This window comes from Aerolutibacter ruishenii, from assembly GCF_007830115.1.
In the GTDB taxonomy this organism is placed as follows: Bacteria; Pseudomonadota; Gammaproteobacteria; order Xanthomonadales; family Xanthomonadaceae; genus Aerolutibacter; species Aerolutibacter ruishenii.
In genome coordinates this window covers 55,546-67,840 of record NZ_VLKP01000003.1, presented here as the reverse complement: position 1 = coordinate 67,840, position 12,295 = coordinate 55,546, and the positions used below count along the sequence as shown (strand labels likewise).

Annotated in this window: 12 protein-coding genes; 10 read left to right on the top strand and 2 right to left on the bottom strand. The window is 66.5% G+C overall.

The window, feature by feature from the left end; genetic code table 11:
• The first annotated feature begins 166 nt into the window (after nt 1-166).
• Nucleotides 167-490: a ferredoxin FdxA gene (gene fdxA / locus IP93_RS04365; protein WP_036134891.1), complete on the top strand. Its 324-nt coding sequence runs from the start codon at nt 167-169 to the stop codon at nt 488-490.
• A 51-nt stretch (nt 491-541) separates the two neighbouring features.
• On the opposite strand, the gene IP93_RS04360 is transcribed toward fdxA, so the two are convergent.
• Nucleotides 542-1,057 carry a hypothetical protein gene (locus IP93_RS04360; RefSeq protein WP_144812517.1) on the bottom strand — a complete coding sequence of 172 codons (516 nt, stop codon included), beginning with the start codon at nt 1,055-1,057 and terminating at the stop codon, nt 542-544.
• A gap of 15 nt (nt 1,058-1,072) precedes the next feature.
• A complete protein-coding gene (gene dapA / locus IP93_RS04355) occupies nt 1,073-1,978 on the bottom strand; it encodes a 4-hydroxy-tetrahydrodipicolinate synthase (RefSeq protein ID WP_144812515.1) in 906 nt (301 codons plus the stop codon).
• Nucleotides 1,979-2,196: 218 nt separating this feature from the next.
• Between dapA and IP93_RS04350 the strand changes: the two genes are divergently transcribed.
• From IP93_RS04350 to IP93_RS04310, 9 genes are all read left to right on the top strand, one after another.
• On the top strand, nt 2,197-2,781 hold the full coding sequence (locus tag IP93_RS04350) for a glycine cleavage system transcriptional repressor (protein WP_242006740.1): 585 nt from the start codon (nt 2,197-2,199) through the stop codon (nt 2,779-2,781).
• Between the two features lie 8 nt (nt 2,782-2,789).
• The gene (locus tag IP93_RS04345) at nt 2,790-3,257 is read left to right on the top strand and encodes a peroxiredoxin (protein WP_144812510.1); all 468 of its coding nucleotides are present in this window, start codon (nt 2,790-2,792) and stop codon (nt 3,255-3,257) included.
• 232 nt (nt 3,258-3,489) lie between these two features.
• Nucleotides 3,490-4,887: a PhoH family protein gene (locus IP93_RS04340; protein WP_144812508.1), complete on the top strand. Its 1,398-nt coding sequence runs from the start codon at nt 3,490-3,492 to the stop codon at nt 4,885-4,887.
• A gap of 9 nt (nt 4,888-4,896) precedes the next feature.
• Nucleotides 4,897-5,586 carry a YoaK family protein gene (locus IP93_RS04335; RefSeq protein ID WP_144812505.1) on the top strand — a complete coding sequence of 230 codons (690 nt, stop codon included), beginning with the start codon at nt 4,897-4,899 and terminating at the stop codon, nt 5,584-5,586.
• A gap of 66 nt (nt 5,587-5,652) precedes the next feature.
• The gene (thiD, locus tag IP93_RS04330) at nt 5,653-6,468 is read left to right on the top strand and encodes a bifunctional hydroxymethylpyrimidine kinase/phosphomethylpyrimidine kinase (protein WP_144812502.1); all 816 of its coding nucleotides are present in this window, start codon (nt 5,653-5,655) and stop codon (nt 6,466-6,468) included.
• Between the two features lie 68 nt (nt 6,469-6,536).
• Nucleotides 6,537-7,382, top strand: coding sequence for an alpha/beta hydrolase family protein (locus tag IP93_RS04325; RefSeq protein WP_242006739.1), 846 nt, complete (start codon nt 6,537-6,539; stop codon nt 7,380-7,382).
• 95 nt (nt 7,383-7,477) lie between these two features.
• Nucleotides 7,478-8,872, top strand: a complete 1,395-nt coding sequence (gene hemN / locus IP93_RS04320) for an oxygen-independent coproporphyrinogen III oxidase (RefSeq protein WP_144812498.1) — start codon at nt 7,478-7,480, stop codon at nt 8,870-8,872.
• A 16-nt stretch (nt 8,873-8,888) separates the two neighbouring features.
• Complete coding sequence (locus IP93_RS04315; protein ID WP_242006738.1) at nt 8,889-9,644, top strand: helix-turn-helix domain-containing protein; 756 nt, start codon at nt 8,889-8,891, stop codon at nt 9,642-9,644.
• Between the two features lie 206 nt (nt 9,645-9,850).
• Complete coding sequence (locus IP93_RS04310) at nt 9,851-12,127, top strand: nitric-oxide reductase large subunit (RefSeq protein WP_144812495.1); 2,277 nt, start codon at nt 9,851-9,853, stop codon at nt 12,125-12,127.
• Nucleotides 12,128-12,295: the final 168 nt, after the last annotated feature.

Genomic DNA, 12,295 nt, shown 5'->3' with positions numbered 1-12,295 from the left:
CGCGCCAACAGCGCGGGCTTTTCTGTTTGCGACGCCATGCCAGGTGCAAGGGTGCACGTGCAGCCCGCGCACCCTGTTCCGGCCACATGCCGCACGTCCGGCGCTTGGGTACAACGCCGCCAAACCGTTAAACTTGGCGTAGCTTCGATCCCCACGGAACACCGCCATGCCCTTCGTCGTCACCGAGAACTGCATCAAGTGCAAGTACACCGACTGCGTGGAAGTGTGCCCGGTGGACTGCTTCCATGAGGGTCCCAATTTCCTGGTGATCGACCCGGACGAGTGCATCGACTGCACCCTGTGCGAGCCGGAATGCCCGGCCAACGCGATCTACCCGGAGGACGATGTTCCCGCTGGGCAGGAGGGCTACGTGGCTCTGAACGCGGAACTGGCGAAGGAATGGCCGGTGATCAATGCCCGCAAGGACCCGTTGCCGGATGCCGCCGAATGGGACGGCAAGACCGGCAAGCTGCCGCTACTGGAGCGCTGAGGCGCGCCCCGCGCGGCAGCCAATCCCGCCGCGCGTCACACCGACTCAAAATCAACGCCCGCCCAGCGCTTCCTTGAGGCTGGCGATCAGCTTGACCGGCGCCTCACCGGTCGCCGGCACGCCGCGCGGGTCGACCGCCGAGACGTAGGCCCCCGCCTCCACCGCGGTGATGCGCACCAGGAAGTTGCCGCCACCGTAGTTGACGTCATAGGCACCCAGCAGTTGCGCCCGGCTGGCGATCGTCGCGCCCTCCACCTTCGCCAACGCCTCGCCCACCTTGTCGAACGCGACATCGCGGCTGTCGCCGACGGTGAACCCGGTGGCCGCGATCGCATCACCCGCGGGCTTTGCCTGCGCGCCCGCGGTGCCGGAAGCGGTTGCCGACCCGGTCGTCGGCGCAGCCGCGGCGCGATCCAGCGGCGGCGGGACTTCCAGCGGGCGTGAGGCCACGTCGTCACCGAACAGCTTGTCGCTCTTGCGCCACCAGCCGCAGCCGCTGCTTGCCACCACTGCGGCCAGCATCACGCCACCCACCAGCATTCGACCCATAGAAACGTTCAGACGCATGTACTACTCCTGCTTTCAGGCCGTGACGGAGTCGCGGCAGGCGGATTCAAGGTCGCGGACGATGCCGGCGATCCGGATGGCGGTGTCCCGATGCGTGCTGGACAACTCGGTCAACGGCAGGCGCAGGCCATGCCCGATACCGTCCATTGCCAGCAGTGCCTTCACCGGGATGGGGTTCGGCTCGATGCCGAAGAAATCATAGGTCGGGGCCAGGCGAGCATCCCATGCCAGGGCATCATCCACACGGCGGGCGCGTGCAAGGTCGCACAACCGGCGGAACGACCGCGGCAGCACGTTGGATGCCACGGACACCACGCCATCCGCACCGGCCAGCATGGCACGGCACGCGGTCGAATCGTCGCCGCTGAGGACGGTGAAAGCCTCGCTCCTGAACGCCAGCAATGCAGCCATGCGACCAGGGTCGTTACGCGCCTCCTTGATGCCAACGATGCGCGGGTGCTGGTACAGCTCCGACACGGTTTCCGGCAGCAGATCGCTGCCCGTGCGGCCCGGCACGTTGTAGAGCACGACCGGCAACGCTCCGTCGTCGGCGATCGCGCGGTAGTGCGCGACCATGCCGGCCTGCGTGGGTCGCACGTAGGGCGGGGTGACGATAAGTGCGGCGTCCGCGCCCAGGGCCGCGGCGCGGCGGGACTGCTCGATGGTCTTGGCGGTATTGGACAGGCCCGTGCCGGCCAGCACGGGAATACGTCCGGCAACCGCTTCCACCGCGGTGCGCAGCAGGATGTCGAACTCGTCATCGTGGAGCGCGTTGGCTTCGCCAGTGGAGCCGGCGACCACGATGGCCTGGGTGCCGCCCTCCAGTTGCCCGGCCAACAGGCGCTGCCAGGCGTCGAGGTCTAGTTCGCCGGTGACGCCGAACGGCGTGGCCAGCGCAGTGATGCTGCCGGAAAGTCGCAAAATGGGGCCTTCGCGTGGATCGGGTGGGCGCGTGGATTTCAGCCCTGCGATGCTAATCGGGATGGACCGGGCCGTCCATGGCGGTTGCCAAGGCAATGTCCTGGCGCGGGCTGGTACCAGGAATTTCGAGGCGTCCGGGTTGCGACCCCGAAGCGCGGCCCAGTATCCTCCCCACTCATATGCGGCGTCCCAGGACTGCCGTTCAGCCACCCGAGCCCATGCTCCCCCCTGCAGGCGCCGCCTTGACCGATTCCGCCGCCCGGCCGTCGCCGAACGAAAACCACCTGCTGATCAACGCCTACACCACGCATCCGGAATCCCCGCTGCTGTCGGTCACCCGGCGGATCTCCGACAGTGGCTGCAACCTCGTTGACGCGCGGCTTTCCACCGTGGGTCGCGACGTGTCGGTCACCGCGCTGGCCGTGGGTTCCTGGGACTCCGTCGCAAAGCTCGAAGCCATGCTGTCCCGGCTGGAGCGCGAGGAAGGCATCAAGCTGGTGTGGTACCGCACCGGCCCCAAGCAGATCCAGTCCAACCTGCTGCCGTACATCGTCGAAGTCGTGGCCGCGGACAAGCCGGGCATCCTGTTCCAGCTGGCGGACTTCTTCGATCGCCAGGGCATCACCATCGAGAGCCTGCACTGCTCGCGCTACCGCGCCATGCAGACCGGCGCGGACATGTTTTCAGCGCAGGTGACCATCGGCGTGCCGGCCAGCATGCACATCGCCGCGCTGCGCGATGACTTCCTGGAGTTCTGCGACCACCTGAACCTCGATGCCATCATGGACCCGATGAAGTTCTGAGGACTGCCATGCTCGACACCGGCGACCGCATCCCCGACCTGCCGCTCGCGCTCTCCAGCGGCACCAACGCCCGGACCGGCGATTTCGAGGGCCAGTGGCTGGTGCTGTACTTCTACCCGAAGGACAGCACGCCTGGCTGCACCACCGAGGGCCTGGATTTCAACGCGCTGCTGCCGAAGTTCAGGAAACTCGGCGCGACCGTGCTGGGCGTTTCCCGCGACTCGCTCAAGTCACACCAGAACTTCTGCGCCAAGCAAGGCTTCAAGTTCGAGCTGGTCAGCGACCAGGACGAAGCGCTTTGCAACGCCTTCGGCGTGATCAAGCCCAAGAAGCTGTACGGGCGCGAGTATGTCGGAATTGAAAGAAGTACTTTCCTGATCGACCCGAAAGGCGTAATAGTGCAGTCATGGCGACCGGTCAAAGTCGCGGGCCATGCGCAGTCCGTCCTGGACGCACTGCAGGGCTTCATCAAGTAGGCGCTCCACAAAAGCTCCGTGCCACCAGGGCTCCACAGAGAGCTCAACAAGGGTTCCGCAACGAAGTGACCTCACCTGTCCACATCAGCCCACCACCCCGCCCCGCGGGCCTGTGGTGGCTTTGCCGCGCGCGGCCGGGGAGACCGCGCCAGTCCAGTCCCAACCTGCCCCACCCCATCGCCATGAACCGGCGTCGCCGCAACCGCGGCCGCCCATCGCCACGAGGCCAGGAATGACACGAAGCAAGCGGATCTACGTGCTCGACACCAACGTGCTCATGCATGACCCGACCGCACTGTTCAAGTTCGCCGAGCACGATGTGTTCCTGCCGATGCAGGTCATCGAAGAGCTCGACAACGCGAAGAAGGGCAACTCCGAAGCCAGCCGCAACGCGCGCCAGGTCAGCCGTTTCCTCAACGAGGTGATCGAGGCCGCCGGCACCACTGACATACACGAAGGCGTGCCGCTGGCACGACCGCAGGGGCTGCAGCTGCGTGGCGACCAGAGCACCGGCCGGCTGCTGTTCCAGACCCGCGATTTCGATGCGGGCAAGCGCTTCGGCGCGGTGATCCCGGACAACCACATCCTTGGCTCGATCCTGTCGCTGAAGGAAGGCAACCCCGGCGTGCCGGTGGTCTTCATCTCCAAGGACATCAACCTGCGGATCAAGGCGTCGATCGCCGCCATCGCCAGCGAAGACTACGAGAACGACCGCGCGCTGGACGATTTCAGCCTGCTGTACACCGGCGCCACCGCGCTGCCCGAGGACTTCTGGTCGCGCCACGGCAAGGACCTGAAGTCATGGACCGAGAAGGGCCGCACCTTCTACGAACTGACCCGCAACCCGGATGACGACTGGTACCCCAACCAGTTCCTGTACCTGCCGGGCGATGAGGAGTCGGAAATGAAGGTGGCGCGGGTCACCGACAGCAAGGTGGTGCTGCAGATCGTCGATGACTTCCGCCACAACCAGCACTCGGTATGGGGTATCACCGCGCGCAACCGCGAGCAGAACTTCGCGCTCAACGCGCTGATGGACCCGGAGATCGACTTCGTCACCCTGCTCGGCACCGCCGGCACCGGCAAGACCCTGCTGGCGCTGGCCGCAGGCCTGGCGCAGACCATGGACCAGCAGCGCTACCGCGAAATCATCATGACCCGCGCCACGGTCAGCGTGGGCGAGGACATCGGCTTCCTGCCGGGCACGGAAGAGGAAAAGATGACCCCGTGGATGGGCGCCCTGACCGACAACCTGGAGGTACTGACCCACAACCAGGATGGCGGCACCTGGGGCCGCGCGGCGACCAACGACCTGCTGGCCAGCCGGATCAAGATCCGCTCGCTCAACTTCATGCGCGGGCGCACGTTCCTGAGCCGCTGGCTGATCCTCGACGAGGCGCAGAACCTCACGCCCAAGCAGATGAAGACGCTGATCACCCGCGCCGGGCCTGGCACCAAGATCGTGTGCCTGGGCAACGTGGAGCAGATCGACACGCCGTACCTGACCGAAACCACCTCAGGCCTGACGTATGCGGTGGACCGCTTCAAGCACTGGCCGCACAGCGCGCACGTGACGTTGCGTCGGGGCGAACGCTCGCGCCTGGCCGACTACGCGTCGGAAGTGCTGTAAGCGGACCGCATGGGGATCGAGTTGCCGCGCTGGGTATGGTTGGGCGCCGGCCTGCTGGCCGGCGTCGCGGGCATGGTCAACGTCGTGGGTTACCTGGGCTTCGAGCACCAGGCCGTCACCCACCTGACCGGCACCACCACGCTGCTGGGTTCGGCCATTGCCCGCGGCGACATGCGGGCGGCGTCGCACCTGGGCGGCGTGGCGCTGGCCTTCATGCTGGGGGCCGCGTTGAGCGGCATGATCATCCAGGACAGCACTTTGCGCCTGGGCCGGCGCTACGGCGTCACGCTGGCGCTGGAGTCGGCGTTGCTGCTGGCCGCGATTCCCCTGTTCAAACACGAGCAGATCGCAGGCGCGCTGCTGGCGGCGATGGCCTGCGGCGTGCAGAACGCGATGGCCACCACCTACAGCGGCGCGGTCATCCGCACCTCGCACCTCAGTGGCATGTTCACGGACCTGGGCATCGGCCTGGGCCATGCACTGCGCGGCATGCCGCTGCAGCGGCGCAGGCTGCTGTTGTGCGTGCTGATCATCAGCAGCTTCTTCGCCGGGGCAGTCGCGGGCGCACTGCTGTTCGGGCGGATGGGCTACGACGCGTTGCTTGTGCCGGCCGTGCTGACGGGTGCCACGGGCGTGGGCTACGTGGCCTATCGCTACCTGTGGGCGCTGCGCGAGCGCGAATACGACGCTGGCGACTGAGCCACAGGGCCGGATATCGACAGCCGAACCGGGCATCATGGTCCCCTGCCCCACCGGAGACACCGCGTGACCGATCCGCGCCCCGCCAGCGCCCTGACCATTGCCGGTTCCGACTCAGGCGGTGGTGCCGGCATCCAGGCCGACCTGAAAACCTTCGCCGCACACCGCGTGCACGGATTGAGCGCCATTGCCGCGCTGACGGCACAGCACACACGGGGTGTGACAGCGGTTGAAGTGCCCTCCCTGGCCTTCCTGCGTGCACAGATCGACGCGTGCTTCGACGACTTCAACGTGCAGGCGGTGAAGCTGGGCATGCTGGCGACCAGCGACGTGATCCACGCCGTGGCCGACGCCCTGGAACACCACCGACCGCCGCACCTGGTGCTGGATCCGGTGATGGTGGCCACCTCCGGTGCCCGGCTGTTGCAACCGGATGCACTGGACGCCATGCGCCAGCGCCTGTTGCCACTGGCCACGATCATCACGCCCAACCTGCCGGAGGCCACGCTGCTGACAGGGCAGGCCATCGAAAGCCTGGAGGCAATGCAAGCGGCATGCGCGCATTTCCTTGAAGCGGGCGTGCGCGCCGTTTTGCTCAAGGGCGGCCACCTGCCGGTGGACGCCTCGCCCGACACCATCGTGGACCTGCTGGCCGATGCGAGCGGCGTTCGCAGCATCCAGCACCCACGGCTGCAGTTGGAAGCGCACGGCACCGGCTGCACCCTGGCGTCCGCGGTGGCGGCGGGCTTGGCGATGGGCGCACCGCTTGCGATTGCCTGCCGCGAGGCGTCCGGCTACGTGCACCGCGCCCTGCTTCGTGGCTACCGGCCCGGCCTCGGCTCCGTCGTCGTGCTTGATCACTTCGGCGCTACACCTGCCTGACCCTGATGTCAGCCACACTTCCGCCCCAGGCAGGCACCCAACGGAATTGGCGCGCCAGCGAAACACCCGTGAAATCCGGCGATGGCCACGGCTGGACACTGCTTGCGCGCGTTCCGACGCGGCCGGCAGCCACGCTGCTTTGGCTGCCTGCGCTGGGGATCGCCGCGCGGCATTACCTGCCCTTCGCCGAGGCGCTGGCTGCGCGGAACGTCGCCGTGTTCGTGCACGAATGGCGCGGACATGGCACCAGTTCACTGCGCGCCGGCCACACGCAGGACTGGGGATACCTGGAACTGCTGGCGCAGGACATCCCTGCCAGCGAAGCCGCCATCGTTTCGCAGCTACCCGGCGTGGAGCGCATCGTGGGTGGTCACAGCCTTGGCGGACAACTGGCCGCCTGCTACGCGGGCCTCACCGCTCACGACGTGCATCGCCTGTGGCTGGTGGCCAGTGGCGCGCCGTACTGGCGGTCCTTCCCGGCGCCCACGCGCTGGTGGCTGCCGATGGCCTACCGGTTCCTGCCATGGCTGGCGGAGCGAGCGGGCGCGTTGCCGGGCAGGCGCATTGGCTTTGGTGGCACCGAGGCGCGCGGTCTGATCCGCGACTGGGCGCGTACCGGCATCACGGGGCAGTACGCCGCACACGGGCTGGACGCCGACCTCGAACAGGCGCTGGCCGCATCACCCATGGACGTCCACGCGGTGGTGATGGCCAATGATTGGCTGGCACCGGCGTCGTCGCTGCGATTCCTGCTGTCCAAGCTCAGCGCCGCGCATGCGACCATCAACGTGCTCGATCACCAGGCCCCGGGTATGCGGGCCGACCATTTCCACTGGCTGAAACATCCCATCCCGGTGGTGGACGCACTTGTCGCGCGCAGCCTGGAACGCCGGAGCCCGCGCGCCGCTCCTTGACCTGGATCCATCCACAGGGGCCCACGGGGCAGCTCCGGCAAGCGGTTTGACCCAAATCAAAGTACCCGGCGTTTCAAGCGCTTAGCGTACAGTCCATGCCCGTGATCCCGCCCTTTGACGCCGACCTGCTGCGCCGCTATGACCGGCCCGGCCCGCGGTATACGTCCTACCCCACTGCACCGCAGTTCAGCGCCAGCTTCGGCGAGAGCCAACTGCGCGACGCGGCCGCACTGAGCAACGGCGACCCCATCCCGCGTCGTTTGTCGCTGTACGTGCACGTGCCGTTCTGCATGAGCCCGTGTTTCTACTGCGGCTGCAACCGGATCATCACCCGCGACCTCGCCCGTGGCGCCGCGTACCTGGCGCGCCTGTACCGGGAGATCGAACTGGTCGCGGGACTGTTCGACCGTGACCGCGAGGTCATCCAGCTACACTTCGGCGGAGGCACGCCCAACTTCCTCTCGCCGGCGCAACTGCACGAGACGGTTGACGTACTGCGGAACAACTTCCGCTTCAGCGAGGCGCGCGATCGCGACATCTCCATCGAGCTGGACCCCCGCTTCATCAAGCCCGACGACGTCGCGCAACTGGCCGCGGCCGGCTTCAACCGCGCCAGCCTGGGCGTGCAGGACTTCGATCCGGCCGTGCAGGAAGCGGTGAACCGCATCCAGTCGGTCGAAGAAACCGTGGCCATCATCAACGCCTGTCGCGACAACGGCATGCGTTCGGTCAACGTCGACCTGATCTACGGCCTGCCGAAGCAGAACCTGGCCGGCTTCGAGCGTACGCTGGACACCGTGGCGCTGGCCCGCCCCAGCCGCCTGGCCGTGTACAGCTACGCGCACCTGCCGGAAATGTTCAAGCCGCAACGCCAGCTCAACGCCGAGGACCTGCCCAGCGCCGAGCTGAAGCTGGACCTGCTGCGCCTGGCCATCGAAAAGCTCACCGCCGCCGGTTACGACTACATCGGCATGGACCACTTCGCCCTGCCCGACGACGAGCTGTCGCTGGCACAACAGCGCGGCGGCCTGCATCGCAATTTCATGGGCTACACCACCCACGCCGACAGTGATCTGGTGGGCCTGGGCGTCAGCGCGATCAGCCACATCGGTGACAGCTTCAGCCAGAACCCGCGCGACCTGCCCAGCTGGCAGATCGCGCTGGACGAGGGCCGCCTGCCGGTGTGGCGCGGCATGCGCCTGAGCGAGGACGACCTGCTGAGGGCCGACCTGATCCAATGCCTGATGTGCCAGGGCGAGATCCCGATCCGGTCGCTGGAGCGCCGCTACGGCATCGACTTCCGCGAGTATTTCGCTGACGCCTACGAGCGCCTGCAGCCGCTGGTCGAGGACGGCCTGGTGCGGATCGAGGCCGACCGCATCCGGGCCACTCCCTCAGGACGCCTGCTCTTGCGTATCATAGCCATGTGCTTCGACCGTTACCTCCAGCAACCCAGTGCCGCCCCCGCGCGATTCTCGCGCGCCATCTGACCGTGGGAGCTCCGGCTTGAACCGGCCGCCGCGCGTCAGTCCGGTGGCCGTCGCGCCCATCTCGGACGACAACGACACTGTCGAGTTCTGCGGGACCTGTGCGTTCTCCAGCGCCTGCATGGCCCAGGGGTACGACAAGGCTGCGCTGCGTGACCTGCACGTGCTGGTCGAGCACGTCGGTCCATTCCACGCCGGCACCATGCTGTTCCGCGAAGGCGACGCGTTCAACGCCATCGCCGCGGTCCGCGCCGGTACGGTCAAGACCAGCATGGTCGACGGCCACGGGCGCGAACAGGTGCTGGGCTTCTACCTGCCCGGCGAGGTGATCGGCCTCAACGGCATCCACGACGACCACTACCCCTGCGACGCCGTGGCGCTGGACACCGTCACCCTCTGCCGGTTCTCGTTCCCGCAGATCGCCACCCTGGCCACCCGCATGCCGGGCCTGCAGCAGCACCTGTTCAAGCTGCTTTCGGCCGACATCGGCAAGGCCGCCGTCCGCGCCGGCGACTTCAGCGCCGACGAGCGCATGGCCGCCTTCCTCGTCTCCCTGTCGCGCCGCTATGCAGCGCGCGGCTACTCGGCCACGCGCCTGCACCTGCCGATGCCGCGTGCCGACATCGCCAACTACCTCGGCCTGGCCGCCGAAACGGTCAGCCGCGTGCTACGCCGGTTCCAGCAGGAAAACCTGATCAACGTCGACCGCCGGGAAATGGAAATCCTCGACATGGCGCGGATGACGACACTGGCCGCACCAGTCCTGCGCGGCTAACCTCTGCGGTAGCGCACGGTGAGGGTGCGCTGCGGAATCCCCTGAAGTGTTCTGTGCCTGCATCGCTTTTCGATTGCGGGTAGCCAGAACACGTTCGTGCAACTGGGGAATCGCCAATTCGTATGGAACTGGTCCGGATTGATCTAGGTCAGTGCCATGGGGGGCCACCAGGCAGACCATGGCGCCACTTCGCAAGGGAGTTGTTCATGGATACCACTCGTAAGTTATGGCTGGGGTTGGCGGCGCTATTGCTCGCCAGCTTCGGTGTGTTGCTCTACATGGGCAGCGACATCCACCAGAAGGCACCACCCATGCCGGACAAGGTGGTCACCGAAAGCGGCCAGACGTTGTTCACCAAGGCCGATTTCGAACGCGGCCGCCAGGTCTGGCAGACCACCGGCGGCCAGCAGCTGGGCTCCATCTGGGGCCACGGCGCCCTCATCGCCCCGGACTGGTCGGCCGACTGGCTGCACCGCGAGGCCGTGGCCATGCTGGAACTGCGCGCCCGCGCGGAAACCGGCCTGCCCTACGCCAACCTGGACGAGGCCGAGCAGGCCCGCATCCAGGCAATGGTCAAGCCGGAAATGCGCAAGAACACGCATGACCCGGCCACCAACACCATCACGGTGAGCGACCAGCGCGCCCAGGCCATCTCCACGGTGGCCGCGCACTACAGCAGTGTGTTCTCCAACGACCCGGCCACCGCCGATCTTCGCGAAACCTACGCGATGAAGAACAACACGGTGCCCGACCAGGAGAGCCGCGAGAAGCTGGCTGCGTTCTTCTGGTGGACCTCGTGGGCCGCGGTGACCAACCGTCCCAACGACGTGAAGTCGTACACCGCCAACTGGCCGTACGACACGCTGGTGGGCAACACCGCCACGCCCAGCTCGTTCATGTGGACGGTGTTCAGCGTCCTCTTCATGATCCTGGGCATCGGCCTGCTGGCCTGGCACTACGCCGCCTGGCACAGCAAGGAAGAGCACGCCGTGCCGCCGGCACAGGACCCGCTCAAGGGCCTGAAGATCACCCCGTCGATGAAGGCCACCGCCAAGTACTTCTGGGTGGTGGTCGCGCTGTTCCTGGTGCAGATCCTGCTGGGCGCCACCACCGCGCACTACCAGGTGGAAGGCCAGGAAGCCTACGGCTTCGCCATCTCCGAATTCGTGCCCTACGCACTGACCCGCAGCTGGCACACGCAGCTGGCCGTGCTGTGGATCGCCACCGCGTGGCTGGGCACCGGCCTGTACATCGCCCCGGCGATCTCCGGGTATGAGCCCAAGTTCCAGCGTTTTGGCGTCAACTTCCTGTTTACCTGCTTGATCATCATCGTGGTGGGCGCCTTCGCGGGCCAGTGGTTCGCGGTGATGCAGAAGATGGGCATCCAGTACAACTTCTGGTTCGGCCACCAGGGTTGGGAATACACCGACATCGGCCGCTTCTGGCAGATCTTCCTGTTCATCGGCCTGCTGCTGTGGCTGGTGCTGATGGGCCGTGCCCTGTGGCCGGCGCTGAAGCGCAAGGATGAAATGTCCTCGATCGTGGGCCTGCTGTTCATGTCGGTCGTGGCCATCGGCCTGCTGTACGGCGCCGGCCTGATGTGGCGCGAACACACCCACATCTCGCTGGTCACCTACTGGCGCTGGTGGGTGGTGCACCTGTGGGTGGAAGGCTTCTTCGAAGTGTTCGCCACCGCGGTCATCAGCTTCATCTTCGTCAAGCTGGGCCTGATCCGCGGCAAGACCGCCACGATCAACGTGCTGTTCGCCACCATCGTGTACATGGCCGGCGGCGTGCTGGGCATGTTCCACCACCTGTACTTCGCCGGCACGACCACGGCAGTGGTGGCGCTGGGCGCCAGCTTCTCGGCGCTGGAAGTGGTGCCGCTGGCCCTGATCGGCATGGAGGCGTTCGAGACCTGGCGCCACAGCCGCGCCACGCCGTGGATGGAGCGTTACCGCTGGCCGATCATGTTCTTCCTGGCGGTGAGCTTCTGGAACCTGATTGGTGCGGGCCTGTTCGGCTTCCTCATCAACACCCCGCTGGCGCTGTACTACATGCAGGGCCTGAACCTGACGGCGCTGCACGGCCACACCGCGTTGTTCGGCGTGTACGGCATGCTCGGCATCGGCCTGATGCTGTTCTGCGTGCGCGGCCTGAAGCCGGAGACGCAGTGGAGCGAGGGCCTGCTGCGCAGCTCCTTCTGGAGCTTCAACATCGGCCTGAGCCTGATGGCCCTGCTGACCCTGCTGCCGCTGGGCGTGCTGCAGCTGCAGGCGGTGCTGGAGAACGGCTACTGGTATGCGCGTTCGGCCGAGTTCATGGGCAAGCCGATCATCGAAATGCTGGTGTGGATGCGCATGCCGGGCGACACGATCTTCGCGGTGGGCGCGCTGCTGATGGCGTGGTTCGTGTTCCGGCAATGGATCGTTCCGCAGCGTGAGAAGGCGGGTGCCACCATTGCGGCGCGCGAGAACGCCTGATACCGACGTTCAGGAGTGGTAGCGAGACGGGGCCTTCGGGCCCCGTTTCTTTTTGGCTTTTTGTTGGAGTGGTCGGGTGGCACGGGCCTGGCCAGACCCAGAGGGCAGTGGATGGACGAGCCTGACGATCGCTAATTAAGTTCCATATTTGGAACAAATAGGTTGATA